The organism is Brevundimonas sp. ZS04, from assembly GCF_001956865.1.
Classification (GTDB): Bacteria; Pseudomonadota; Alphaproteobacteria; order Caulobacterales; family Caulobacteraceae; genus Brevundimonas; species Brevundimonas diminuta.
Window position 1 is genome coordinate 87,905 of the sequence record NZ_MTHE01000004.1, and the last position, 24,978, is coordinate 112,882.

Consider the following 24,978-nt stretch of genomic DNA (forward strand, 5'->3'; position numbering starts at 1 on the left):
GGGGAGGGCGCATGAGCGAGGCCTTCCAGCCGAATCTCGACTTCACCGCCGTCGAACAGGTCGAGGCGCAGGAGGCCTTCGTCGTCGATCTGGAGGGCTATGAAGGCCCGCTTCACGTCCTTCTGGCCCTGGCGCGGACGCAGAAGGTGGACCTGCTGAAGCTGTCCATCACCCGTCTGGCGGAACAGTATCTGGCCTTCGTGCATGAGGCGCGGCGGAGGAATTTCGCGCTGGCGGCCGACTACCTCGTGATGGCGTCGTGGCTGGCCTATCTGAAGTCACGCCTGCTGATCCCGCGAAACGAGAAGGACAAGCCGGAGGAGCCGCCCGCCGAAGAGATCGCCGCCGCTCTGGCCTTCCGCCTGCAGAAGCTGGAGGCCATGCGCACGGCGGTCGAGGCCATCACCGGCCGCCCGCAGCTGAAGCGCGACGTCTTTACGCGCGGAGACCCTCAGGCGACGGTCATCATCCCGTCTGACCGGGTGGACGCCAGCCTCTATGAGCTGATGAGCGCCTATGTCGCCCAGCGCCGTCGCGAGGAGCGCCGCAAATACGCCCCCGGCCAGCGGGTCGAGGCCTTCCAGCTGGAGGCCGCGCGCGACTGGCTGCGCGAGATCATGCCGCGTCTGGCTGAATGGACGCCGCTGGAGCGCGTGGCGCCCCAGAAGCCGGAGGGGCAGGAAGGCCCCAGCCAGGCCAGCTATACCGCCTCCACCCTGTCGGCCAGTCTGGAGCTGGTGAAGGAGGGCGGCATGGACATCCGGCAGGAGCGGCCATTCGACGCGGTCTGGCTGAAGCGCAGAGGGCTGGGGCAGCCGTTGGAGCTGACGCCGTGACCCTCGACTTCACCCCGGATCACCTCGAGATCGAACGCCGGGTCGAGGCCCTGCTGTTCGCCGCCGCCGCGCCGCTGTCGCTGGCCGAGATCGCGCGTCGTCTGCCCGAGGGCGCCGACGTCGGCGGGGCGCTGACCGCGCTTCAGGAACGCTATCAGGGCCGCGGGGTCGAGCTGGACTGCGTGGCCGAGCGTTGGCGGTTCCGCACGGCGCCCGACCTCGGCTTCCTGATGACCGAGGAGCGCGAGGAGCCGCGCCGCCTGTCCAAGGCCGCGCTCGAGACCCTGGCCATCATCGCCTACCACCAGCCCTGCACCCGCGCCGAAGTCGAGAGCGTGCGCGGCGTCTCCCTGTCCAAGGGCACGCTGGACCTGCTGCTGGAGATGGACTTCGTGCGCCTGCGTGGGCGTCGCCGCACGCCGGGACGGCCGGTGACCTACGCCACGACCGACCGCTTCCTCGAGCATTTCAGTCTCGCGAGTCTCTATGACCTGCCGGGCGTGCAGGAGATGAAGGCGGCGGGCCTGCTGGATCTGTCCATGCCGGTCGGTTTCGAGGTGCCCGACCCCTCGCGTGCAGGCGACGACGAAGGCGAGGATCTGCTGACCGGGCTGGACGACGCGGCGCCCGAGTTCGCCCAGGATTTCGTCAGCGAGGACGAAGAGTCGCAACCTTGATGGGGACGGATCGTCGCGCCCCCAAGAAGCGTCGGAAAGTCATGGACTTAAGTCCAAGGCGCGCCGCCTTGACCTGAGGCCGTCTCGCCTATAGGTTCCGCGCCGAAATTCAGACCCGTTCCGGCCCTGCGCCGGGCGCTGAGCGAACAGGCCCATGTCCCCGACGAAGGAATCGCGCGAAGAGGCGATCAAACGCCTCCACGAAAGCGCATCCGCACTGGAGGCGAAGGTCCAGGCCGGGCAATCGGCCGATTTCGCCGCGCATGCGGTCACGGGCCAGGCCTATAAGATCATCGCCGAGCTTCTCGGCGGTGTTTTCGTTGGTTTGGCTATCGGTTTCGGGGTGGATCGGTTCTTCGGAACGACGCCCTGGGGCTTGCTGGTGGGAGTCCTTCTGGGCTTCGCCCTGGCGATCTACATGGCGCGCCGCACAGCCAACCGGCTGATGGCGCAGGCCAAGGCGGCGGGTGTGACGGGTGAAGCCGTTCCCTACGTCGAGGCCGGCGAAAAAGAAGACTAAGGAGCGAGAGGCCCGTGGCCGATCCGATTCACCAGTTTCAGGTTACGCCTCTGGCGGATTTCGGCAGCGTCACGCTTCCGTTGGTCGGCGAGGTCAGCCTGGCCTTCACCAATTCGCACCTGGCGATGACCATCGCCTTCGGCATGGCCGTGCTGTTCCTGACCGTGGCCACCTCGGGCGCCAAGGTGGTGCCGGGCCGGATGCAGGCGGCGGGCGAGACCCTGTTCGGCATGATCGACAACCTGGCCGCGTCCACGATCGGCCATGAGTCGCGCAAGTATTTCCCCTTCGTCTTCACCCTGTTCATGTTCATCCTGATGATGAACCTGCTGGGCATGTTCCTGACCTTCACCGCCACCTCGCAGCTGGCCGTGACGGCCACCCTGGGCGTGCTGACCTTCCTGGTCGTCGTCGGCGTCGGCATCGCCAAGAACGGCCTGGGCTTCTTCGGCCTGTTCTGGCCGACCAGCGCGCCGCTGGTGCTGCGCCCGGTCGTCGGCCTGATCGAGTTCTTCTCCTTCCTGCTGCGCCCCTTCACCCTGGCCCTGCGTCTGTTCGGCAACCTGCTGGGCGGCCACCTGGCGCTGAAGATCTTCGCCGGCTTCGTGGTGTCCCTGGGCGCCCTGGCCGTCGCCGGCGGCGTGGGCCTGTTCGCTCTTCCGGTCGCCGCCCTGTCGCTGGGCATGGTGATCGCCCTGACCGCTTTCGAGTTCCTGGTGGCTTTCCTCCAGGCGTTCGTCTTCGCCGTTCTGACCTGCATCTACCTCAATGATGTGGTCAACCTGGGCCATGGCCACTAAGGCTGCGGACCAGTAAGTAAGCCCACCCTCCAAACGCTCCAAGAATTAGGAATATCATCATGGAAGCTGAAGCCGCCAAGTTCATCGGCGCCGGTATCGCCACCATCGGTATGGTCGGTTCGGCTCTGGCCGTCGGCAACATCTTCGGCCAGTTCCTGGCCGGCGCTCTGCGCAACCCGGCTGCCGCCGCTTCGCAAGTCGGCAACCTGTTCGTGGGCGCCGCCCTCGCCGAAGCCCTGGGCATCCTGGCCTTCGTGCTCGGCATCCTGATCTGGCTCGGCTAATACCGAACCCCTGATCTGCGGCGGCGCGCCCATCAGCGGCTGCGCCGCCGCATTTGCTTTCACGACGGATCATTATGGCAGCCACTCCCTCAGCTCCGCCGCCGGTCTTGCCGGTGGAACAGGCCGTTGAATACGCGGCCGAAACCGGGCACGTGCCCGCCAACGCGGCTGCCGCCGCCGCCGAGCATGACGCTGGCGGACTGCCGCAGTTCGAGTTCCAGCACTGGGCCGGGCAGGTCGTTTACCTGCTGATCCTGTTCGTCGTCCTGTACCTGCTTATCGCCAAGGTCTTCGCGCCGCGTCTGCGCCGCGTGATCGACGAGCGGGCCGATACCATTTCCACGGCCGTCGCCACGGCGCGCTCGGTGCAGACCGAGGCCGCCGCTCAGGCCGACGCCGCCCGCGCCGAGGTCGAAAAGGCCCGCGCCGACGCCCGCGCCGCTTCGATCGCCGCCAAGGCGCGCGTGACCGCCGAGATCCAGGCCCGTCAGGCCGAGGACGAGGCCGCCGTCGCCGCCCGCATCGCCACGGCCGAAGCCGGCATCGCCGCAACCCGCGACGCAGCGCTCGCCCACGCCGGCGCCATCGCCGCCGACACCACTCGCGCCATCGTCGAGCGTCTGACGGGCCAGGCCCCCAGCGCCGATGAAGCCGCCGCCGCCGTCAAGGGAGCCGCCTGACCATGCCCGCCTTCCTGCACGGTAGTTTCTACGACCTGTCCAACGCCGAACTCTGGGTCGGCGTCGGCCTGCTGATCTTCTTCGGCATCCTGGTCCTGGCCAAGGTTCCGCGCATGGTCGCGGGCGCCCTGGACGGCAAGGCCGCCAAGATCCAATCCGAACTGGACGAGGCCGCCCGCCTGCGCGCCGAAGCCGAAGCGATGCTGGCCCAGATCCGTCAGGAGAAGGCCGAGGCTGAAGCTCAGGCCGCCGACCTGCTGGCCACCGCCGAAGCCGACGCCAAGCGCCTGGAAGCCGACGCCAAGGCGCGCATCGAGGAATCGACCGCCCGCCGTCAGGCCCTGGCCGAGCGCCGCATCGCCCAGGCGGAGGCCGAGGCCACCCAAGAGGTCAAGGCTGCGGCCGCCGACCTGGCCGCCAAGGCCGCGCACCAGATCCTGACCGCCCGCATCGCCGGCGCCAAGACGGACGCGCTGATCGATCAGGCCATCGCCCAGATCGGCGGCAAGCTGAACTGATCGCTTCGGCGAACAGGCTTAGCCCCGAAAAGCATCAGGCCCCGCCGGCGACGACGGGGCCTTTTTGCTTGTCCGAAATCCTGTTGTCGGGACGGAGGACGGTCAGTGGGCGGGGGCGGCTCCAATCGGAGCTGCGCCGCGTTTCTCGCGCTCGACCAGGCGATAGTAGACGTTGCCCAGGACGGCGCCGAAGACCATGTGCAGCGCCAGCAGCCAGCCGATGGTGCCGAAGCCGGACGAGCCGGTGAAGGTCCGATAGTCGCCCACCATGGTGAGGAACAGCATCATCGCCACCCAGGCGCCGACGGCGAAGACGATGCCCTTGGTGATCGGCGTGGCGGTGGGCAGTCGCGGATAGACGACGCCGAACAGCGAACCAAGCACGAAGGTGCCCATCAGCAGGTGGATCACCCAACCGGCCGCCATATTGCCCGGCATGCCGAACATCTGGGCGATGATCCCCGGAAAGGGATCGAACATGTGATTGAGGAACAGGTTGGCTATTTCAAGCACGGAAACCGCAACCGTAGCGACGAAGCCGGCGATGATTCCCTTTTTTACGCGTGACATCATGTGAACAGCGCCTCCCAACGCATTCAACTTCGAGACTACGCAAGGCGGAGCATACGCCGATCCGCGCGGATGCGGCGTGAACCTCGTTCACATTACCGTGTTTGCCTTAGCTTGGCCTTTATCGCCGGAACGCGCGCCAGGCCCGGCGCAGGCGACGACGGAACCGCGCCAGGGGGCGGCGGCGGCGACGCAGCACCATCTTTTCGGCGCGCAGGGTCTGCTGCCAGAAGACAGGGGCGATTTCGGGCTTTTTGCGCATCAGACGGCGGAAGGGATAGACCCATTTCGGCCGGGCGCGCTGGGCGCGGATGAACTGCCGCTTGGCCCACCAGGAGTTGCGCAGGACGATGACGAGGCCCAGGGCGATGACCGGCACGCCGCCGGGGCCGGGCAGGGGGGCGATCAATATGCCCAGCACGATGATGAGGAAACCGACCGCCATCAGCGCCAGGCGACGCAGACGCCGCGCCAGCCCCGGACGGGGCGGCGGAGGCGGGCGCAGCGAGGGCAGGACCAGGGTCACGGAGGCGGCGTCTCGAACAAGGGTTCGGCCAGGGAGGGCCGACGATCAGTAAACGCACGAGACAAGGCCGAAAGGCGGCGTCGCCATGACGCTTTCGTAAGTCGGTCCAGAAATGCAGAACGCCGTGTCCCGAAAGACACGGCGTTCCCGGTGTTCAGGCCTGTTCCGACCGGATCAGCCGGCGCGGTTGGAGCCTTCCGGCGCGGCCCAGCGCAGGCGCGGCGAGCGTGCGGCGCGGGTCTCGTCCAGACGCCGCAGGGGCGCATGGAAGGGGGCGCCCTTGAAGCGCTCCACGTCGCCCGCCTTGGCGGCGCCCGCCAGCAGGCGCATGGCCTCAATGAAGCGGTCCAGTTCGGCCTTGGACTCCGTCTCGGTCGGCTCGATCAGCATGGCGCCGTGGACGACCAGGGGGAAGTACATGGTCATCGGGTGGAAGCCCTCGTCGATCATCGCCTTGGCGAAGTCGAGCGTGGTGACATCCGTGCCCTTCAGCCATTCGTCGTCGAACAGGGCTTCGTGCATGCAGGGGCCGTCGGGGAAGGCCGGGCTCATCAGGTCTTCCAGACGGGCCTTGATGTAGTTGGCGTTCAGCACGGCGTCCTCGGCGACCTGACGCAGGCCGTCAGAGCCGTGGGACATCATGTAGCTGAGGGCGCGCACATACATGCCCATCTGGCCCTGGAAGGCGCACAGGCGGCCGAAGGCCTGCTCGGCCTCGTCTTCCTCGCGCTCGACCAGCTTGTAGCCGTCGCCGGTGTTCACGACCCACGGGGCGGGGGCGAAGGGGGCCAGGGCCTCCGACAGCACGACCGGACCGGCGCCCGGACCGCCGCCGCCGTGCGGCGTCGAGAAGGTCTTGTGCAGGTTGATGTGCATGGCGTCGACGCCCAGGTCGCCCGGGCGCACCCGGCCGACGATGGCGTTGAAGTTGGCGCCGTCGCAATAGAAGTAGGCGCCGGCTTCGTGGGTCAGACGGCTGATCTCCAGGATGTCGCGCTCGAACAGGCCGCAGGTGTTCGGGTTCGTCACCATGATGGCCGCCACGTCCGGGCCCAGCTTGGACGCCAGATCGGCCACGTCGACGCGGCCGTCGTCGGTCTGGGCCACTTCGACCACCGAATAGCCGACGAAGGCGGCCGTGGCCGGGTTGGTGCCGTGGGCCGAGGTCGGGACCAGCACCTTGCGGCGCTGCTCATGCTCGCCCTTGGCTTCGTGAGCGGCGCGGATGGCCATCAGGCCGCACAGCTCGCCGTGGGCGCCCGCCTTGGGCGACAGGGCGACGGCGGGCATGCCCGTCAGCGTCGTCAGCCAGTGGGCCAGTTGGTCCATCAGCTCCAGCGCGCCCTGCACCGTCGACTGCGGCTGCAGCGGGTGGATGTCCGAGAAGCCAGGCAGGCGCGCCATCTTTTCGTTCAGGCGCGGGTTGTGCTTCATCGTGCACGAGCCCAGCGGATACAGGGCCAGATCGATGGCGTGGTTCTTCTGGCTCAGGCGCACATAGTGGCGCATGGCCTCGGGCTCGCTGAGGCCGGGCAAGCCGATCGAATCCTTGCGGACCAGGTCGCCCAGGTCCGAGCCGTTGCCGGCGGGTTTCGGCAGGTCGACGCCGGTCTTGCCCCAGCCTTCGCCTTCGAAGATCAGCGGCTCGTCCTGCAGCAGGCCGCGCCCGCCGGTCAGGGTGGCGGGCTTGTAGGACGCGTCCGAGGCGGCGTTCGGGGCGGTCGGGCGGCCGACAGTGTTCATCGTGCTCATGGTTCCAATCTCCCCTTAGGCGGCCAGAACCTTGGCGAGCGCACCCGCCAGGATCTTGATGTCGGCGTCCAGCGTCGTCTCGGTGGCGGCGACCAGCAGGACGTCGTCGAGGCCCGCATCGGGCGCCAGACGGCTGTAGGGCACGCCGCACAGGATGCCGTTGTCGGCCATGGTCTGCACCACCTTAGCGGCGTTCTTCGGCAGCTTGACCGCGAACTCGTTGAAGAAGCGCGGGGTCAGCACCTCGACGCCCGGAATGGCGGCGAGCGCGTCGCGCGTGGCCACAGCCTTTTCGTGGTTCAGCAGGGCCAGTTGGCGCAGGCCCGTCTCGCCCAGCAGGCTCATGTGGATGCTGAACGCCAGGCAGCACAGGCCAGAGTTGGTGCAGATGTTCGACGTGGCCTTGTCGCGGCGGATGTGCTGTTCGCGCGTCGACAGGGTCAGGACGAAGCCGCGCTTGCCCTCGGCGTCCACCGTCTCGCCGCAGTAGCGGCCGGGCGTCTGGCGCAGCAGCTTTTCGCGGGTGGCGAACAGGCCGATGTAGGGACCGCCGAAGTTCAGGGCGTTGCCGATCGACTGGCCTTCGGCCGCGACGATGTCGGCGCCCATTTCGCCGGGCGACTTCAGCAAGCCCATCGACACGGCTTCCGTCACCACGACGATCAGCAGGGCGCCCGCGGCGTGGGCGGCTTCGGCGATCTTGGTCACGTCGGTGGCCGTGCCGAAGACGTTGGGGGTCTGGACCACGACGCAGGCCGTGTCCTTGTCGATGGCGGCGATGACGGCGTCTTCGGCGTCGACGGCGGCGGTCAGGGCTTCGGTCTCGACGCCGACGGCGTGGACCACGGTCTCGGTGGCCTTGACGTAGTGGGGGTGCACCCCGCCCGAGATGACGGCCTTGTTGCGGCGGGTCACGCGGGTGGCCATCAGCACGCCCTCGGCCATGGCGGTCGAGCCGTCATAGAGGGAGGCGTTGGCGACTTCCATGCCGGTCAGGTTCGCGACCTGGGTCTGGAACTCATACAGGTACTGCAGCGTGCCCTGAGCGATTTCCGGCTGGTAGGGGGTGTAGCTGGTCAGGAACTCCGACCGCTGGATCACGTGGTCCACCGTGGCCGGGATGTGGTGCTTATAGGCGCCGGCGCCGCAGAAGAAGGGCGCGGTTCCCGCCGTGGCGTTCTTGCTCGCCATGGCCGAGAGGGCGCGTTCGACCTCCAGCTCGCCCGCCACGCGGGGCAGGTCGACGAAGCCGTCGCGGCGCGCGGCCTGGGGCACGTCGATGAACAGGTCGTCGATGGATTTGGCGCCGATGGCGGCCAGCATGGCCTCACGGTCGTCGGGCGTCAGGGGGAGGTAGCGCATTACAAGTCCTCGGCGGCATCCCGGAGGTCGCGCGGGGCGACGCTCCGGGAGCGCTTCAAGCGGCGGGGAATCCGGCGATCCCGGATCGGCGCGCCGCGCCGTCCGGGGACGACGGCGGGTCTTAGAGGGTGGTCAGATAGGCGTCGTAGGCGGCCTGATCCATCAGGCCGTCCAGCACCGAGGCGTCGGACACCTTGATCTTGGCGAACCAGCCGTCGCCTTCGGGATCGGCGTTGACGGTTTCGGGGGCGTCGGCCAGGGCGGCGTTGCCCTCGATCACTTCGCCCGCGATGGGGGCGTAGACGTCCGAGGCGGCCTTGACCGATTCCACGACGGCGAAGCTGTCGCCGACCGAGACGGTCTTGCCGGCTTCCGGCGTCTCGACGAACACCACGTCGCCCAGGGCGTCAGCAGCGTGCTTGGAGATGCCGACCGTGGCGACGTCGCCGTCCAGGCGAACCCACTCGTGATCCTTGGTGAACTTCATGTACTGACCCCTCTTCAGGCCTTGGGTTTGCGATAATAGCGGGTCGCCACGAAAGGCGTGGCGATGACTTCGGCGGCGGCGGGACGGCCGCGCACCAGGACTTTCAGGACCGTGCCCAGCTCGGCGAAGGCCGGCGGCACATAGCCCATGGCGATGTTGTGACCCAGCGTCGGCGAGGGGCCGCCCGAGGTGATCTTGCCGATCACGACGCCGTCGGCGTCGGCGATCTCGGCGCCTTCGCGGGCGGGGGCGCCTTCCTTGACGTGCAGGCCGACGCGGACGCGAGCCGGGCTGTCGGCCAGTTGTTTCAGGATGACGTCAGCCCCGGCGAAGTCGGCGCGTTCCTTGCGCGACCTGGACAGGGCGAAGGTCAGGGCGGCCTCGACCGGGGTGGTCTCGGCGTCGATATCGTGGCCGTGCAGCGGCAGGCCGGCTTCCAGACGCAAGCTGTCGCGTGCGCCCAGGCCGACCGGCTTCACGCGGGCGTCGGTCAGCAGCAGGTTCCACACGCGCTCTGCGGCGGCGGCCGGAACCGAAATCTCATAGCCGTCCTCGCCGGTGTAGCCCGAGCGCGAGACGATGCAGTCTTCGTCGAACAGACGGATGGTGCGGCAGTCCATGAAGCCCATGTCGCCCAGCGCCGGTTCGTGCTTGGCCATGACTTCGGCGGCTTCCGGCCCCTGGATGGCCAGCAGGGCGCGGTCCAGCACCTCCAGCTTGGCGTCGCCCGACAGATTGGCGTTCAGGAAGGCGAAGTCGGCGTCCTTGTTGCCCGCGTTGACGACGACGTAGAGGCCGTCCTCGAACGGCTTGCCCGCCATCAGGTCGTCCATGATCCCGCCCTGGCCGTTCAGCAGCAGGGAGTATTTCTGCTTGCCGGGCTTCACGATCGCATAGTCGCCGGGCACGAAGCGCTCGAACTGGGCAATGGCGTCGGCGCCGGTGATGCGCGCCTGGCCCATGTGGGAGACGTCGAACAGGCCGGCGTGCTCGCGGGTCCAGCGGTGCTCGGCCAGCACGCCTTCATACTGGACCGGCATGTCATAGCCGCCGAAGCCGACCATGCGGGCGCCAAGCGCGCGATGCGCGGCGTTGAGAGGGGTAGTCTTAAGGGCCTGATCGCTCATGGCGTCGCCTCCGGGTCGCGGGTTGCGGCGATAGCTCCGCCGTCGTCGCGCCCCCGCTGTCCTGAAGCCTGAGAGATTCCGACCGTTCCCTCCCAAGGGGCGGCCTTGCTCCGTCGGCGCGCCCTCGGATTCTTGACGATCCTTCGGCGACTTTCCAGCGTCCGTGCGCTTTCGCGGTCCTTTTGCCTGAGCGTTTCCGGGGCGGTTGCGCCTTCGGCTCCGGGCGCCGCGAACGGACCCGATCTCTCCCGCGAGAGCGTTCGACCTAAGGCCCCGACTCCGGCGCGAAGTCAAGCGGCGCCGGACTTGCCGCGATCGATCCGAACGGCCATGAGGGTGTGGAACCGCGCTTCGCCCACAGGATTTCAAGGACGTCATGACCGCCCGCACCGATCTCGCCGCCCACCTCGCCTCTCTCGATCTGCCGCAGGGACTGGTCGAGACGCTGACGACGGCGGCCGCCGCCTGCGTCGAGATCCGTCAGGTGGTGGCGGGCGGCGCCCTGGTCGGGGCGCTGGGCGCGTCGGGCGCCGTCAATGTGCAGGACGAGGAACAGAAGAAGCTCGACGTCATCGCCAACGACATCCTGACCGAGACCCTGCTGGCCAATCCGGCCGTGGCGGGCGTGGCGTCCGAGGAAATGGACACGGTGCAGCCGGCGACCAATCCGGCAGGCGAGTATCTGGTGCTGTTCGATCCGTTGGACGGCTCGTCCAACATCGACATCAATGCGCCGGTCGGCACCATCGTCTCGGTGCTGAAGGCGCCGTCGGCCACGCCGACCGAGGCCGACTTCCTGCAACCCGGCCGTCAGCAAGTCGCGGCGCTCTACGCCGTCTACGCCGGTCAGGCCATGCTGGTGCTGACGACGGGCAAGGGGGTGGCGGGCTTCACCCTGGCGCCCGACGGCCGCTGGCTGATGACGCACGAGGACGTGCGCATTCCGGCGGACACCAAGGAGTTCGCCATCAACATGTCGAACCAGCGCCACTGGGCCGAGAGCGTCCAGCGTTACGTCGACGGCTGCCTGAAGGGCGCTGACGGCCCGCGCGGCAAGAATTTCAACATGCGCTGGGTCGCCGCCATGGTGGCCGACGTGCACCGCATCCTGATGCGCGGCGGCGTCTTCCTCTATCCGTGGGACAAGCGCGAACCGAACAAGCCGGGCAAGCTGCGCCTGATGTATGAGGGCAACCCCATGTCCTTCCTGGTCGAGCAGGCGGGCGGCAAGTCCACCACGGACGGCAAGCAGGCCATCATGGACGTGATCCCGACCGAACTGCACCAGCGGGTGCCGGTCGTTCTCGGCTCGGCCAACGAAGTCGACCAGATCGCGGCGGCCTGACGCCATGCAGATCGCCGCTTCTGACGCCCTTCTGGTCATCGACGCCCAGAACGATTTCTGCGAGGGCGGCGCCCTGGCGGTTCAGGGCGGGGCGGCGATCATGCCCCTGATCAACCGGCTGGCCGAACGGTTCACGACCGTCATCGCCACGCAGGACTGGCACACGCCGGACCAGATCAGCTTCGCCTCCAACCACGCAGGCGCGGCGCCTTTCACGCAGATCGAGGTCGCCTACGGCCCCCAGATGCTGTGGCCGGATCACTGCGTGCAGGGGACGCCGGGGGCGGACTTCCACCCCGACGCCGCGCCTGCCGTGACTAAGGCGCTGGCCGTGGTTCGCAAGGGCTATAATCCGGCGGTCGACAGCTACTCCGGCTTTTATGAGAACGACCACAGGACGGCGACCGGTCTGGCGGGCCTGCTGCGCGATCTGGGCGTGAAGCGCGTCTTCCTGTGCGGTCTGGCCTATGACTACTGCGTCCGCTTCACCGCCGAGGATGCGGTGCGCGAGGGCTTTGAGGCCGTGGTCATCGAGGACGCCTGCCGGGCCATCGCCTCGGACACGGCCGCCGCCGCCAAGGCCAGCTTCAGCGCGCTGACGATCGCCGAGATCGCGGCTGCAGACCTGATTTCTCACTCATAGAAGTCCGCCTCGTCGGGGATGCGGGTGAAGGCGATCTTGGCGCCGATATAGTCGGGCAGGCCCGCCTTGGGGCCGATGCTGACCGTGTCCTTGCCATAGCGTTTGTTCAGCGCATCCAGCGCCTGCGACAGGCGTAAGGACGGCGCGTCGCCGCCCTGATCCGGGCCGATGTCGAACAGGTCGGCCTCAAAGGCCTCGCGCGCCTTCAGGCCGTGGACGCCGACGCCGACATAGCTCAACCGCCCGGCCTCCAGCTCCGGCTCGACCCGGCGCCACAGCGCGTCCAGCGCGGCCAGCAGGGCGAAGGTGTCCTGCGTCGGGGCGACGGCGCGGGTCAGGCCCGTCGTGTCCCAGCCGCGCTTGGCGCCCTTCGGCCCCATGTCGAGATGCAGGCTGATCCCTGCGCCGGTCAGCCCCATCCGCCGCAGCCGCGCCCCGCATTTGACCATCAGGCGCCGCGCCACCGCCCGCGCCTTGTCCGGGTTGCGCATGGCTTGCGCCAGCACATGGCTGTGGCTGATGGAGGCGGGCGGCTTTTCCGGCGTCGGCTCGCTGTCGAGACCGTGCAGACCGCGCCAGATGCGTTCGCCCTCGATGCTGTTCCAGACCGCCCGCGCCTCCTTCGCGGTCATGTTCCACAGGCCTGCCGTGTCCGTGACGCCCGCCGCCGCCAGCCGCTCGCGCATCCGCGAGCCGACGCCCGGATACTGCGACAGCGGCAGGTGCAGGATGGCGCCGGGCAGTTCATGGGCGCGCAATATGGTCAGCCCGGCGGGCTTCTTCATGCCGCAGGCCGTCTTGGCCAGAAACCGCGAGGGCGCCAGTCCGATGGAGGACCGCAGGCACGCTCCGACATTCTTCAGGATGCCCGCCTGAATGCGCCGGGCCAGGGCGACGGCGTTGGCTTCCTGCCGCTCCGGCCCGATCAACTGGCACGAACATTCGTCGATGGAGCCGACCTTCCACACCGGCACGTGCTGGTCGATCTCGTGCATGATCTGCTTGTGGACCTGAACGTAAAGGTCGGGCCGCGCCTCGGCGACGATCAGGTCGGGGCACAGGCGGCGGGCCTCGGCCACCTGCATGCCGGTGCGGACGCCGAAAGCCTTGCTCTCATAGCTGGCGGCGATGGCGCCGGAGTATTCGCTGATCGCGGGGCGGACGATGACGGGCTTGCCGCGCCAGTCGGGGTTCTGCTGCTGTTCGACGCTGGCGAAGAAGGCGTTCAGGTCGACGAACAGCCAGCGCAGCCCGGCGGGGTCTTCATCAGGCTGTCGGCCGGGGTGCTCCATGATGTGAACATATCAGGAACATAGTGCGCGTGGGAGTCGGATGTCGGATGACGGCGCGGGAAAGTGGGGCGCTTCAGTTCGCCGCCGCGTAGGCGTCCACCTCGGCGATCCGCGCGGCCTTGTCGGCGTCGTTGAGGAAGCTGCCCTCGAAGCTGTTCTTCGCCAGTTGCACCACCTGCTGACGCGTCAGGCCGACCGCCTCAGTCAACTGGCTGTAGTTGGCGTTCACATAGCCGCCGAAATAGGACGGGTCGTCCGAGTTCAGGGTGACGTGCAGGCCTCGGCGCAGCATCTCCGGCACGGGGTGGTCCTTCAGATCCTTGACCACGCACAGCTTCAGGTTCGACAGGGGGCAGACCGTCAGCGTCATCTGCGACGCCGCCAGCCGTTCGATCAGGGCCTCGTCCTCCATCGAGCGGTTGCCGTGGTCCATGCGGTCGATGTGCAGCAGGTCCAGCGCCTCGCGCACGTATTCGGGCGGACCTTCCTCGCCGGCGTGGGCGCACAGCTTCAGGCCCAGTTCGCGGGCGGCGGCGAAGACGCGCTGGAACTTCGACGGCGGGTGGCCGACCTCGGAGGAATCCAGTCCGACGCCGATGAAGTGATGCAGATACGGCTTGGCCATTTCCAAGGTGGCGAAAGCCTCGTCCTCGCTGAGGTGGCGCAGGAAGCTGAGGATCAGGCCGCTGGTGACGCCCAGCTCGCTCTTCGCGCGGTCCATGCCCGCGATCAGGCCCTCGACCACGACGGCGAAGGGCACGCCCCGATCGGTGTGGGTCTGGGGATCGAAGAAGATCTCGGCGTGGCGGACGTTGTCGGCGGCGGCGCGCTGGAAATAGGCGAAGGCCAGATCCTCGAAATCCTGACGGGTCAGCAGCACGGCCGCGCCCGCGTAATAGATGTCGAGGAAGTCCTGCAGGTTCGAGAAGTCATAGGCCGCGCGCACGGCCTCGACGCTGTCGTAGGGGATGGCGACGCCGTTGCGCTGCGCCAGTTCGAACATCAGTTCGGGCTCGAGCGAGCCCTCGATGTGCAGGTGCAGTTCGGCCTTGGGCAGGCCGGCGATGAAGGCGTCGAGGGACATGGGGGAGGCTCCTTGGCGGTCGCCTACCCCTTAACACATTACATCCGCTCGGGCGTCTCGATGCCCAGCAGGCGCAGCGCCGTCTCCAGCTGGTGCAGGGTCGCGGCGGCCAGGGCCAGGCGCGAACCCTTGGTCGCGGCGTCCGGCGCGACCAGGATCGGGCAGGCGGCGTAGAATTTCGAGAAGCTCTGCGCCAGCCGATAGGCGTGCTCGGCGATCAGGTTGGGCGAGCGCTTGTCATAGGCGTCGGCCGTGGCCGCGTCGAAGGCGTCCAGCGTCAGGGCCAGATCGCGCTCGGCGGCTTCCTCGATGACGATGGGGGCCAGGGCCACGCCCTGTTCCGACGCCTTGCGCAGCAGGGATTTCACCCGCACGGCCTGATACAGCAGATAGGGGCCGGTCTTGCCCTCGAAGCTCATGAAGCGGTCGAGGTCGAAGACGTAAGAGGTCGTGCGGTTGTTCGACAGGTCCGAGAATTTCAGCGCGGCCACCGCCACCTTGTGGGCGATGTCCTCGAACTCCTCGGCGGGCAGATCGTCGCCCAGCTTGGCCTCGTGCAGACGCTCGCGCGCCTTTTCGGTCGCCATGTCGATCAGGTCGCGCAGCTTCAGCACGCCGCCGGCGCGCGTCTTGAACGGCTTGCCGTCGGCGCCGTTCATGGTGCCGAAGCCGAGGTGCTCCAGCGACTTCTCGGGCGCGTATCCGGCCAGATAGGCGGCGCGGAAGACCTGTTCAAAATGCTCGGCCTGACGCTCGTCGACGACGTAGAGGATCAGGTCCGGGTCGATCGACTTCTTGCGGTCCAGGATCGTCGCCAGATCGGTCGTGCCGTACATGGCCGACCCTTCCGAGCTGATGACCAGCAGGGGCGGGGGCGACGGCGCCTCGATCACCGAGCCGTCGGCCAGCTTCTTCTTGCGCGTCTCGCCGTCGCGGGCGACGTGGACCACCTGGGCGCCGTCGTCCTCGACCAACAGGCCCTTGGCTTTCAGGTCGGCGATCATCTCATCCATCAGGGGATCGGCGTCGCTTTCGCCGTTCCACAGGTCGAAGTCGACCGACAGGTCGTCATACTCGCGCTTGAGCGCCTCGCGGCTGACGGCGACGAAGTGCGACCACAGGGCGCGATAGCCGGGGCGGCCGCCCTGCAGTTCGGCGGTCGCCTTGCGGGCGCGGTCGCGGAATGCGGGGTCTTCCTTGGCCTTGCCCGCCGCCAGCGGATAGAGGCGGTCGAGGTCCGCCAAGGTGACGGGCGTCTCGGCCGGGAAGGGACCGTCGCCCTCGACCATGAAGGCGTCCGCGAGCCCTTCGTCGCCGCAGGCGGTGATCAGCAGGCCCATCTGGAAGCCCCAGTCGCCGAAGTGGGCGTCGCCGGTGACGTCATCGCCGCGCAGGCGGAACAGCCGCTTCAGGCTCTCGCCGATGATGGCGCTGCGCAGGTGGCCGACGTGCATGGGCTTGGCCACGTTCGGACCGCCGTAGTCGATGACCACCTTGCGCGGTTCGACGCGCGAGGCGCCGGCCAGTTCCTTGTCCGCCGCGACCTCGGCCGCGCGCTGGGCCAGGGCCGCGTTCGACAGCTTCATGTTGATGAAGCCGGGGCCCGCGACCTCGACCGAGCTGAGACGCGGATCGGCGGCCAGACGCTCGGCCACCTTGGCGGCCAGTTCGCGCGGATTGGCCTTCAGCGCCTTGGCGGCGGCCAGGGCGCCGTTCGACTGGAAGTCGGCCAGGTCGGGACGGTCGGACGCGGTGACGCGGGCCAGGGCCTTGTCCACGCCTTCGGCGGCGAAGGCGGACCCGACCGCTTCGCTGAGAGAAGTCTTGAGGTCGGTCATGTCTTAGTTGGTCTGTTGGCCCGCAGTCGGACGGAATCGGCTGCCGGATCGGTTGAACTCGGCCATCTGCGGCGTGACGTCGAAGCCGATCAGGACTTCGAAATTGCCGCCGCTGGTGGTGGCGTCGGCGCGCGGGATGACGATGGTCTGGCTGGCCTCGGCCTGGGTGCGGTCGGCACCGCCGAAGGTCACCGGCAGGTCGAAATATTCCTTGGCCAGGACGGCGGAGTTCCGCTCGGTCACGGCGATCCAGTAGCGATAGGTGCGGGCGTCGCCCTCGGCCTGCGGGCCCTTGCCCAGGCTGAACAGCAGGTTGACGTCCAGACGGATCGGGTCGGACTCGCGATAGACGCAGTCGGAGCTGACGCCTTCGATCTCGCCGGTGAAGCCGACGCCGTTGGTCGTGGGCTGCTCATAGTTGGACAGTTCGACGAAGCGGGCCGCGTCGTAGAGAATCTTCACATAGGGGCACGGGCCGGCGTTGGCGCGACGGCTCAGCGGCGCGATGCGCATGGGACGCGACGGCGCCTGCTCGGCCTTCTGGCCGCCCTGCTGGCCGCCTTGGGGGCGACCGCTCTGGGCCGCGGCGGCGTGAGGGATCAGCGCGGCCGTGAGGGAGAGGGCGGCGAGGGCGGTCAGGACGCGACGCATCAGGAGCTTTCCGGCAGTCGATGAAGGCGGGGCCGATCAGACGCCCGAACGGGCCACGCTGGGTGGTGATAGCGGCTAAAGCGAGGCGCGGCAAACGGCGCGCGCATCACCCGGCGATGAAGGTGGCGAGAGCGCGCGCGAAGGACTAGGTTCCGGACCATGAACGCGCCTGTCTCGTCCTCACAGTTTCAACGCCGCCCCCTGTCCGTCCGCATGGCGACGCCACGGGGGTTCTGCGCGGGGGTGGACCGGGCCATCCAGATCGTCGAGCGCGCGATCGAGAAATACGGCGCCCCCGTCTATGTGCGCCATGAGATCGTTCACAACCGCCACGTCGTCGACCGGCTGAAGGGGCTGGGCGCCGTCTTCGTCAAGGAGCTGGACGAGTGTCCGGACGACCGGCCGGTCGTTTTCTCGGCCCACGGCGTGCCCAAGTCGGTGCCCGCGACGGCCCGGTCGCGCGAGATGCTGTTTCTGGACGCCACCTGCCCGCTGGTGTCCAAGGTCCATGTCGAGGCCGAGCGCAATTTCGCGGCGGGCCGCCACGTCATCCTGATCGGCCATGCGGGCCACCCCGAGGTCGTCGGCACCATGGGGCAGCTGCCCGCCGGGGCCATCAGCCTGGTCGAGACGGTCGAGGACGCGGAGGCCTTTCAGCGCCCCGGCGATCAGCCGCTGGCCTACGCCACCCAGACGACGCTATCGGTGGACGATACGGCCGAGATTCTGGCGGCGCTGAAGCGGCGCTTCCCCGAGCTGCCCGACCCGCACAAGGAAGACATCTGCTACGCCACCACCAACCGTCAGGAGGCAGTCAAGCGGCTGGGCGAGGGCTGCGGCCTGGTGCTGGTGGTGGGGTCCAAGAACTCGTCCAACTCGGCACGGCTGGTGGATGTGGCGCTGAAGGCCGGGGCCGGGGACGCGCGCCTGGTCGATGACGCGGGCGATCTGGACTGGAGCTGGTTCGACGGGGTTGAGACGGTCGGCCTGACCGCCGGGGCCTCGGCGCCCGAGCCGTTGGTGCAGGGGGTGATCGACGCCCTGCGCGCCCGCTTCGACGTGACCGTGACCGAGGACGACGGCGCCCGTGAGACCGTGACCTTCAAACTGCCCCGCGCCTTGACGACCTGAGGCGGCGCCTGGAACGGCCGGGGAGGGCCGCGACATGAGCGGACTGGACGCCATCGACCGTCGCCTGCTGGCCATACTGCAGGACGACGCCACCGTGCCCATCGCCGAGCTGGCCGAGCGGGTGGGCCTGACGCAGACGCCGTGCTGGAAGCGGGTGAAGCGGCTTCAGGATACGGGGATCATTGCCGCGCGCGTGGCCTTGCTGGACCGCGAGGCGCTGGACCTGCCGCTGGTGGTCTTCGTCTCGGTGAAGACGCGGCGGCACGACGCCGAATGGCTGGAGACCTTCAAACAGGCCGCCGCCCTGCCCGAGGTGGTCGAATTCTATCGGATGAGCGGCGAGGTCGACTATCTGCTCAAGGTGCTGGTCAAGGACATCGCCGCCTATGACCGCTTCTATCGCCGGTTGATCGCCATCGCCCCGCTCGATGACGTCTCCTCCAGCTTCGCCATGGAGCAGATCAAGTTTACGACAGCCTTGCCGCTCTGATCGGCCTGAAGGGAGAACAATATTCTCCCTTTTCATTGATTTTGGAGTGTGGGCAGAAATGATCCTCCCTGAGGATCGGAATATCCTCCGTCGCCTGTAGCGGAGGGTTCATGCTCAAGCGTCTGTTCGTCGATCACCCGGCTTCGGTCGGAGAGAGCTATACGGAGCACATGGGCGTCGCCGCCTCGTTCGGCGCGGCCATGTTCGTCGGCTCGCTGGCCTGCTTCGTCCACGCCGTGTTTCCGGGCCTGTGCGTCAAGACGGGCAGCGGGGTGATCACCGACCTGCATCGCCGCATGGTGACGCACCGCGTCGACCCCGCCCGACTGCCGACGCCCGAGCAGGAGTGAGCGAAGCCTGGGCCGCCTCGTGGACGGCCCAGATTCGACGTGAGTTCTCAGGCGGCGAGGATTTCGTCCGCCGGGCCGAAGAACTCATAGTGGATGCGGTCAGCCGGGACGCCGGCGTCGCGCAGGTCCGACACCAGGGCGCGCAGGAAGGGGCGCGGGCCGCACAGATAGTAGTCGGCTTCCTGGATCGGCGTTTGCTGGCTCAGCCAGGCGCCGGTGATGCGTCCCGCGTGATCATGGCCGTCGCCGTCATTGGCGGGGGCCTCATAGAAGACGGTGCTGCGCGCGCGCGGATGGGCCGCCGTCAGGGCGCGGATGTGCGGCCCCATGGCGTGGACTCCTGCGTCATAGGCGCCGTGGACATAGTGGACCTCGGTGTCCGTCTTCTCCGCCACCAGGGTCTCCAGCATCGACACCATGGGCGTCAGGCCGACGCCGCCGGACAGCAGGACGACCGGGCGCTGCGGCGTTTCGGGCAGGAAGAAGTCGCCCGCCGGAGCCCCGACCTTCAGCACCATGCCGACGCGGGCGTTGTCGTGCAGCCAGCCCGAGGCCAGACCCTTGTCCTCGCGCTTGACCGAGATGCGATAGGTCTCGTCGTTCGGCGCGCAGGAGATGGAGTAGTTGCGCTTGATCGGCGCATGGCCGGGAACATCGAACCAGAAGGTCAGATACTGGCCCGGTCGGTGACGCAGCACCGGGCCGCCGTCCTTGGGCTTCAGCACGAAGGAGGTGATGACCGAGCTTTCGGGACGCACCTCGACCACCTCGAAGGCGCGCCAGCCGTTCCAGCCGCCGTGAGCCGCCGCCAGGTCTTCATAGATGGCCGCCTCGCGGGTGATCAGGATGTCGGCCAGGAACCAGTAGGCCTCGCCCCAGGCGGTCATGATCTCTTCGGTCGCGGCCTCGCCCAGCACATGGGCGATGGCGCCCAGCAGGGCGTTTCCGACATGGGGATAGTGTTCGGGCAGGATCTGCAGGCCGACGTGCTTCTGGGCGATGCGCTCGACCGCGGCGGCCAGGGCGCTCAGGTTGTCGATGTTCTTGGCGTAGGCCAGGATGGCGCCGGTCAGGGCGCGCGGTTGCGAGCCGACGTCGCCCTGGTGCGACTGGTTGAACAGGTCGCGGATCTCGGGGTTCTGGAACATCCGCGAATACATCTCGCGGACGATGTCGAGGCCGTGGGCCTCGAGCGCGGGGACAGTGGCTTTGACAAGCGCGATCGTGCGCTCGCTGAGGGCTTGAGCCATCAGGAAACTCCTAGGCGTTGCGATGTGGAAGGGGAGGAAGGGGGGAGGCCGCGCCCTAGCCGTCGGGCGGCCGGTCGTAGAATTCGACGCGCATCTTCATCGGCCCCAGCGGCTCGACGAAATGAACCTGCTGCGGCCCGATGCGGCCCGGCGTTCCGGGCTTCAGGACGGTGGTCATGTGCGGGTCGCTATAGGTCAAGCGAACTTCGCCCTCCAGCACCTGGATCAGCCCCCAGGTTCCGGCCTTGAGGCTGTGATCGGCTCGCAGGGCGGCGGGCAAGGTGGCGGCGTCGAACACCGGGGTGGAGCGATAGGGCGCTGGCGCAGAAGCGGCGTCGGGGCCGTCCGTCGGCTGTGATGTCTGACTGTGCGAGCGGCCGTTCATCGCCTTCGCTTCATTGATGCATTGATAATGCATCTATAGCCCGCGTTTGAAACATGCAACGAGGATGCATATAATTTTCTGCGGCGCGATGACGCGCTGATCGCCAAGGCTCACGAGAGGCTGAATGCGCCTGACGCGCTACACCGACTACGCCATGCGGGTGCTGCTCTATCTGGGCGCGCGCCAGGATCGGCTGTGCTCGATCGCCGAGATCGCCCAGGCCTACGGCATCTCGCAGAACCATCTGATGAAGGTGGTCAGCGACCTGGTGAACGCGGGCTATCTGGTCAGCGTGCGCGGGCGGTTCGGCGGGGTGCGGCTGGCGCGTCCGCCGGATCAGATCAACGTCGGCGCCGTGGTGCGCCATACCGAGGACGGCTTCGATCTGGTCGACTGCGGCAGTTGCATCATCGCCCCGGCCTGCGGCCTGACGGGCGCCCTGCATCAGGCCCTGGCCGCCTTCATGAAGGTGCTGGACGGCTACACCCTGGAAGGCCTGCTCAGCCGCCGCGTCGACATGGCCGGTCTGTTCGAGCGGGCTGAGACCTAGAGCAAAGGTCGCATTGACGCTCGGCGCTCTTGGGGGTCTGATCGGGGTCGACCTTGACCCTGGGAGGCTGCGGCCATGGGCGATAGAGTGCGAGATGAACACGCCAGCCTGATCCGTCAGGCGCTGGACGACGAGGGCGCCGGGGCGCGCTCGGCTTTGGCGGCGTCGTGGCGTCGGTCCGTGACCCTGTACGGCCTGGACCCCAGCGAACACGGCGCGGTCGAGACCATCACCGAACAGCAGCTGCGCGAGGCGCGTCAGGCGATGGAGGCGATGACGCGCGCGGCCGAAGGCGTGCTGGACCGGCTGTTTCTGGCCGTCGGCGGCGTGGGGTGCTGCGTCCTGCTGACCAACGCCGAGGGGGTGCCGGTCGAGCGACGCGGGGCGGCCGCGGACGACGACACCTTCCACCGCTGGGGCCTGTGGCCCGGCGCCGTCTGGTCCGAGGCGGTCGAGGGGACCAACGGCATCGGCACGGCCCTGGCCGAGCATCGCGCCGTGACCATCCATCGCGAACAGCATTTCCACGCCCGCAACACGGGGCTGAGCTGCATCACCCATCCCATCCACGACCATATGGGGCGGCTGGCCGGGGCGCTGGACGTCTCGTCGTGCCGCGCCGACGCGACCGAGGCCATCCTGGGGCTGATCTCGGCGGCCGTGGCCGATGCGGCGCGGGCGATCGAGGCCCAGACCTTCCGCCAGGCCTTCGCCGATGCGCGCATCGTGCTGGCGGGCGGGGCCAGCGAGCGCAATGCGGCGGCCTTGCTGGCCGTCGACCGCGACGACCTGGTCGTCGGCGCCACGCGGGCGGCGCGGCTGTCCCTGTCCATCACCGACGAACGGATCGCGGCCCAGCTGCCGGCCTCGGACCTGCTGACGCCCGGCGGGGCCGAGATCGACCTGCTGGAGGCCGAGCGTGGGGCGGTGCGCCGCGCCCTGGCCCGCACCGGGGGCAATGTCTCGGCGGCGGCGCGGGCGCTGGGCGTCAGCCGCGCCACCCTGCACCGCAAGCTGCACCGTCTGGGCCTGATCGATCTGAACTGACCGATCCCGACGGAAACTGTCGCAAGTCTGCGACAGGTGTGCGCCGCACCATCCGGGCGGCGTCTGGAACAGGCCGCCGGGCCGACCGACCTTGCTTCAAACGACGCCGACAATCGGCGCCCAAGGAAACCGCAAGGAGGCCGTTCCCATGACCAAACCCGAATTCGTTCGCGCCGTGACGCCGAAATACAAGGCGCGCTATGACAACTTCATCGGCGGCCAGTGGGTCGCGCCGGTCAACGGCCGCTATTTCGAGAACACCTCCCCGGTGAACGGCCGCGTCCTGTGCGAGGTGGCTCGCTCGGACGCGGCCGACGTCGAGCTGGCGCTGGACGCCGCCCACGCGGCCAGGGACGGCTGGGGCAAGACCAGCGTCGCCCAGCGGGCCCTGATCCTGAACCGCATCGCCGACCGTATGGAGCAGAACCTGCAGGCCATCGCCGAGGCCGAGACCTGGGACAACGGCAAGCCGGTGCGCGAGACGCTCGCGGCCGACATCCCGCTGGCCATCGACCACTTCCGCTATTTCGCCGGCTGCATCCGGGCGCAGGAAGGCGGCATTTCCGAGCTGGACAACGACACGGTCGCCTATCACTTCCATGAGCCGCTGGGCGTGGTTGGCCAGATCATTCCGTGGAACTTCCCCATCCTGATGGCGGCGTGGAAGATCGCCCCGGCTCTGGCGGCGGGCAACTGCATCGTGCTGAAGCCGGCCGAGCAGACCCCGGCCTCCATCCTGCTGCTGGCCGAGCTGATCCAGGACATCCTGCCGCCGGGCGTGCTGAACATCGTCTCAGGCACGGGGATCGAGGTCGGCGAGCCCCTGGCCACCAATCCGCGCATCGCCAAGATCGCCTTCACCGGCTCGACCGCCGTCGGCCAGAAGATCATGGAATACGCCACCCAGAACATCATTCCGGTGACGCTGGAGCTGGGCGGCAAGTCGCCGAACATCTTCTTCAAGGACGTGATGGACGCTGACGACGCCTTCCTCGACAAGGCGCTGGAAGGCTTCGCCATGTTCGCGCTCAATCAGGGCGAGGTCTGCACCTGCCCCAGCCGCGCCCTGATCCACGAAGACATCTATGAGGCCTTCATCGAGAAGGCGATCGCCCGCGTCGAGGCCATCAAGCAGGGCGACCCGCTGGACCCGACCACCCAGGTCGGCGCCCAGGCCTCGGACCAGCAGCTGAAGAAGATCCTGTCCTATCTGAAGATCGGCAAGGACGAAGGCGCCGAGGTGCTGACCGGCGGCGATCAGGCGGTGCTGAAGGATGATCTGGCGGGCGGTTATTACGTCAAGCCGACCGTGTTCAAGGGCACGAACGACATGCGGATCTTCCAAGAGGAGATCTTCGGCCCCGTCCTGGCCGTGACCACCTTCAAGACGCTGGAAGAGGCCATCGCCATCGCCAACGACACCGAATACGGCCTGGGCGCCGGGGTGTGGACGCGCGACATGAACACCGCCTATCGCGCGGGCCGGGCCGTTCAGGCGGGCCGCGTCTGGACCAACTGCTACCACCAGTATCCGGCGCACGCGGCCTTCGGCGGCTACAAGAAGTCCGGCATCGGGCGTGAGAACCACCGCATGATGCTGGATCACTATCAGCAGACCAAGAACCTGCTGGTCAGCTACAGCCCGGACAAATTGGGCTTCTTCTGATTTCCATCAAGGCGCGGACTCCGGTTCGCGCCTTTTGTCTTGCGATTGCAACCCAGGAGGAAAGACCATGGCTGCAACCATGAAGGCCGCCGTCGTGCGGGAGTTCGGCAAGCCGCTGGTGATCGAGGACGCGCCGATCCCGACGCCCGGCCCCGGCATGATCCAGGTGAAGATCGAGGCCACCGGCGTCTGCCACACCGACCTGCACGCGGCCGAGGGCGACTGGCCGGTCAAGCCGAACCCGCCCTTCATTCCGGGCCACGAAGGCGTCGGCTATGTCTCGGGCGTCGGCGCCGGGGTCAAGCACGTCAAGGAAGGCGACCGCGTCGGCGTGCCGTGGCTCTACACCGCCTGCGGCCACTGCAAACATTGCCTCGGCGGCTGGGAGACCCTGTGCCACGAGCAGCAGAACACCGGCTATTCGGTCAACGGCAGCTTCGCCGAATATGTGGTGGCCGATCCGAACTTCGTCGGCCATCTGCCTGACAACATCGGCTTCGAGGAGATCGCGCCGATCCTGTGCGCCGGGGTCACGGTCTACAAGGGCCTGAAGATGACCGACACCAAGCCGGGCGACTGGATGGTGATCTCGGGCATCGGCGGTCTGGGCCATCTGGCCGTGCAGTACGCCAAGGCCATGGGGCTGAACGTGGCGGCGGTCGACATCGACGACGCCAAGCTGGATCTGGCTCGGCGGTTGGGTGCGACGGTGACGGTCAACGCCAAGACCTCCAACGATCCCGCCGCCGACATCAAGCGCCAGACCGACGGCGGCGCTCAGGGCGTGCTGGTCACGGCCGTCTCGCCCAAGGCGTTCGAACAGGCCTTGGGGATGACGTCGCGTGGGGCGACCGTGGCGCTGAACGGTCTGCCGGCGGGCGATTTCCCGTTGTCGATCTTCGACATGGTGCTGAACGGGACGACGGTGCGCGGCTCGATAGTCGGCACGCGTCTGGACCTTCAGGAGGCGCTGGACTTCGCCGCCGACGGCAAGGTGAAGTCGATCAACACGATCGAGCCGCTGGACAACATCAACGACATCTTCGCCCGGATGCACAAGGGCCAGATCGAAGGCCGCGTGGTCATGTCCATCGGCGGATAGAAAGGCTGCGGGCCG

Annotated in this window: 28 protein-coding genes and 1 riboswitch; of the genes, 16 read left to right on the forward strand and 12 right to left on the reverse strand. The window is 68.0% G+C overall.

Annotated features, from left to right (window positions below; translation table 11 throughout):
- Positions 1 to 11: 11 nt before the first annotated feature.
- The 7 genes from BJP32_RS06820 to BJP32_RS06850 all read left to right on the forward strand — a co-directional run bounded on the left by BJP32_RS06820 (position 12) and on the right by BJP32_RS06850 (position 4,315).
- A complete protein-coding gene (locus BJP32_RS06820; RefSeq protein ID WP_003163745.1) occupies positions 12 to 836 on the forward strand; it encodes a ScpA family protein in 825 nt (274 codons plus the stop codon).
- Positions 833 to 1,513: an SMC-Scp complex subunit ScpB gene (gene scpB / locus BJP32_RS06825; RefSeq protein ID WP_003163744.1), complete on the forward strand. Its 681-nt coding sequence runs from the start codon at positions 833 to 835 to the stop codon at positions 1,511 to 1,513. The genes BJP32_RS06820 and scpB overlap by 4 nt, the downstream gene beginning before the upstream one ends.
- Before the next feature lie 154 nt (positions 1,514 to 1,667).
- On the forward strand, positions 1,668 to 2,033 hold the full coding sequence (locus BJP32_RS06830; protein ID WP_046651759.1) for an AtpZ/AtpI family protein: 366 nt from the start codon (positions 1,668 to 1,670) through the stop codon (positions 2,031 to 2,033).
- Between the two features lie 14 nt (positions 2,034 to 2,047).
- Positions 2,048 to 2,833, forward strand: coding sequence for a F0F1 ATP synthase subunit A (locus BJP32_RS06835; protein WP_046651757.1), 786 nt, complete (start codon positions 2,048 to 2,050; stop codon positions 2,831 to 2,833).
- Positions 2,834 to 2,892: 59 nt separating this feature from the next.
- The gene (locus tag BJP32_RS06840; RefSeq protein WP_046651755.1) at positions 2,893 to 3,117 is read left to right on the forward strand and encodes a F0F1 ATP synthase subunit C; all 225 of its coding nucleotides are present in this window, start codon (positions 2,893 to 2,895) and stop codon (positions 3,115 to 3,117) included.
- A gap of 152 nt (positions 3,118 to 3,269) precedes the next feature.
- Complete coding sequence (locus BJP32_RS06845) at positions 3,270 to 3,797, forward strand: ATP synthase F0 subunit B' (RefSeq protein WP_046651876.1); 528 nt, start codon at positions 3,270 to 3,272, stop codon at positions 3,795 to 3,797.
- A gap of 2 nt (positions 3,798 to 3,799) precedes the next feature.
- Entirely contained in the window at positions 3,800 to 4,315 is a 516-nt protein-coding gene (locus BJP32_RS06850) for a F0F1 ATP synthase subunit B (protein ID WP_046651754.1), read from the forward strand.
- A gap of 102 nt (positions 4,316 to 4,417) precedes the next feature.
- Here the strand turns inward: BJP32_RS06850 and BJP32_RS06855 are convergent, their stop codons facing one another.
- The 6 genes from BJP32_RS06855 to gcvT form a co-directional block, all read right to left on the reverse strand.
- Positions 4,418 to 4,888, reverse strand: a complete 471-nt coding sequence (locus BJP32_RS06855) for a DUF6789 family protein (RefSeq protein ID WP_003163738.1) — start codon at positions 4,886 to 4,888, stop codon at positions 4,418 to 4,420.
- A gap of 118 nt (positions 4,889 to 5,006) precedes the next feature.
- Complete coding sequence (locus BJP32_RS06860) at positions 5,007 to 5,411, reverse strand: PGPGW domain-containing protein (protein ID WP_052747942.1); 405 nt, start codon at positions 5,409 to 5,411, stop codon at positions 5,007 to 5,009.
- A 174-nt stretch (positions 5,412 to 5,585) separates the two neighbouring features.
- On the reverse strand, positions 5,586 to 7,163 hold the full coding sequence (gene gcvPB / locus BJP32_RS06865; protein WP_076223442.1) for an aminomethyl-transferring glycine dehydrogenase subunit GcvPB: 1,578 nt from the start codon (positions 7,161 to 7,163) through the stop codon (positions 5,586 to 5,588).
- Between the two features lie 15 nt (positions 7,164 to 7,178).
- The gene (gcvPA, locus tag BJP32_RS06870; protein WP_046651752.1) at positions 7,179 to 8,525 is read right to left on the reverse strand and encodes an aminomethyl-transferring glycine dehydrogenase subunit GcvPA; all 1,347 of its coding nucleotides are present in this window, start codon (positions 8,523 to 8,525) and stop codon (positions 7,179 to 7,181) included.
- 121 nt (positions 8,526 to 8,646) lie between these two features.
- Entirely contained in the window at positions 8,647 to 9,012 is a 366-nt protein-coding gene (gcvH, locus tag BJP32_RS06875; protein WP_003163734.1) for a glycine cleavage system protein GcvH, read from the reverse strand.
- Between the two features lie 14 nt (positions 9,013 to 9,026).
- Positions 9,027 to 10,139 (reverse strand): glycine cleavage system aminomethyltransferase GcvT, encoded by a 1,113-nt coding sequence (gene gcvT / locus BJP32_RS06880; protein ID WP_046651751.1) that lies wholly within the window; start codon positions 10,137 to 10,139, stop codon positions 9,027 to 9,029.
- Between the two features lie 164 nt (positions 10,140 to 10,303).
- A riboswitch (glycine riboswitch) is annotated at positions 10,304 to 10,400 on the reverse strand.
- 115 nt (positions 10,401 to 10,515) lie between these two features.
- Between gcvT and BJP32_RS06885 the strand changes: the two genes are divergently transcribed.
- Together BJP32_RS06885 and pncA are read left to right on the forward strand one after the other, a co-directional pair.
- Entirely contained in the window at positions 10,516 to 11,484 is a 969-nt protein-coding gene (locus BJP32_RS06885) for a class 1 fructose-bisphosphatase (RefSeq protein WP_076223444.1), read from the forward strand.
- Between the two features lie 4 nt (positions 11,485 to 11,488).
- Entirely contained in the window at positions 11,489 to 12,127 is a 639-nt protein-coding gene (gene pncA / locus BJP32_RS06890) for a bifunctional nicotinamidase/pyrazinamidase (protein ID WP_076223446.1), read from the forward strand.
- On the opposite strand, the gene BJP32_RS06895 is transcribed toward pncA, so the two are convergent.
- From BJP32_RS06895 to BJP32_RS06910, 4 genes are all read right to left on the reverse strand, one after another.
- Positions 12,118 to 13,419, reverse strand: a complete 1,302-nt coding sequence (locus BJP32_RS06895; protein WP_046651747.1) for a type VI secretion protein ImpB — start codon at positions 13,417 to 13,419, stop codon at positions 12,118 to 12,120. The genes pncA and BJP32_RS06895 overlap by 10 nt on opposite strands.
- A gap of 73 nt (positions 13,420 to 13,492) precedes the next feature.
- Positions 13,493 to 14,503, reverse strand: coding sequence for an adenosine deaminase (locus BJP32_RS06900; RefSeq protein ID WP_046651745.1), 1,011 nt, complete (start codon positions 14,501 to 14,503; stop codon positions 13,493 to 13,495).
- A 38-nt stretch (positions 14,504 to 14,541) separates the two neighbouring features.
- The gene (argS, locus tag BJP32_RS06905) at positions 14,542 to 16,341 is read right to left on the reverse strand and encodes an arginine--tRNA ligase (RefSeq protein WP_046651744.1); all 1,800 of its coding nucleotides are present in this window, start codon (positions 16,339 to 16,341) and stop codon (positions 14,542 to 14,544) included.
- 3 nt (positions 16,342 to 16,344) lie between these two features.
- Entirely contained in the window at positions 16,345 to 16,992 is a 648-nt protein-coding gene (locus BJP32_RS06910) for a hypothetical protein (RefSeq protein WP_003163727.1), read from the reverse strand.
- A 159-nt stretch (positions 16,993 to 17,151) separates the two neighbouring features.
- Between BJP32_RS06910 and ispH the strand changes: the two genes are divergently transcribed.
- The 3 genes from ispH (at position 17,152) to BJP32_RS06925 (ending at position 18,963) form a co-directional block, all read left to right on the forward strand.
- Positions 17,152 to 18,123 carry a 4-hydroxy-3-methylbut-2-enyl diphosphate reductase gene (gene ispH, locus BJP32_RS06915; RefSeq protein WP_040344492.1) on the forward strand — a complete coding sequence of 324 codons (972 nt, stop codon included), beginning with the start codon at positions 17,152 to 17,154 and terminating at the stop codon, positions 18,121 to 18,123.
- A 34-nt stretch (positions 18,124 to 18,157) separates the two neighbouring features.
- A complete protein-coding gene (locus BJP32_RS06920; RefSeq protein ID WP_003163725.1) occupies positions 18,158 to 18,613 on the forward strand; it encodes an Lrp/AsnC family transcriptional regulator in 456 nt (151 codons plus the stop codon).
- 110 nt (positions 18,614 to 18,723) lie between these two features.
- Positions 18,724 to 18,963, forward strand: coding sequence for a DUF6356 family protein (locus BJP32_RS06925; RefSeq protein WP_046651742.1), 240 nt, complete (start codon positions 18,724 to 18,726; stop codon positions 18,961 to 18,963).
- 47 nt (positions 18,964 to 19,010) lie between these two features.
- Here the strand turns inward: BJP32_RS06925 and hmpA are convergent, their stop codons facing one another.
- Both hmpA and BJP32_RS06935 read right to left on the reverse strand, forming a co-directional pair.
- Positions 19,011 to 20,213, reverse strand: a complete 1,203-nt coding sequence (hmpA, locus tag BJP32_RS06930; RefSeq protein ID WP_046651741.1) for an NO-inducible flavohemoprotein — start codon at positions 20,211 to 20,213, stop codon at positions 19,011 to 19,013.
- 55 nt (positions 20,214 to 20,268) lie between these two features.
- Complete coding sequence (locus tag BJP32_RS06935) at positions 20,269 to 20,598, reverse strand: DUF1971 domain-containing protein (RefSeq protein ID WP_083673930.1); 330 nt, start codon at positions 20,596 to 20,598, stop codon at positions 20,269 to 20,271.
- A 124-nt stretch (positions 20,599 to 20,722) separates the two neighbouring features.
- Here BJP32_RS06935 and BJP32_RS06940 point away from each other — a divergent pair, with 124 nt between their 5' ends.
- The 4 genes from BJP32_RS06940 to adhP all read left to right on the forward strand — a co-directional run bounded on the left by BJP32_RS06940 (position 20,723) and on the right by adhP (position 24,963).
- Positions 20,723 to 21,148 carry an Rrf2 family transcriptional regulator gene (locus BJP32_RS06940; RefSeq protein WP_003163721.1) on the forward strand — a complete coding sequence of 142 codons (426 nt, stop codon included), beginning with the start codon at positions 20,723 to 20,725 and terminating at the stop codon, positions 21,146 to 21,148.
- 75 nt (positions 21,149 to 21,223) lie between these two features.
- Complete coding sequence (locus BJP32_RS06945; RefSeq protein ID WP_076223448.1) at positions 21,224 to 22,195, forward strand: GAF domain-containing protein; 972 nt, start codon at positions 21,224 to 21,226, stop codon at positions 22,193 to 22,195.
- 148 nt (positions 22,196 to 22,343) lie between these two features.
- On the forward strand, positions 22,344 to 23,861 hold the full coding sequence (locus tag BJP32_RS06950; RefSeq protein ID WP_076223449.1) for an aldehyde dehydrogenase family protein: 1,518 nt from the start codon (positions 22,344 to 22,346) through the stop codon (positions 23,859 to 23,861).
- A 67-nt stretch (positions 23,862 to 23,928) separates the two neighbouring features.
- Positions 23,929 to 24,963, forward strand: coding sequence for an alcohol dehydrogenase AdhP (gene adhP / locus BJP32_RS06955; RefSeq protein ID WP_040344490.1), 1,035 nt, complete (start codon positions 23,929 to 23,931; stop codon positions 24,961 to 24,963).
- Positions 24,964 to 24,978 lie beyond the last annotated feature (15 nt).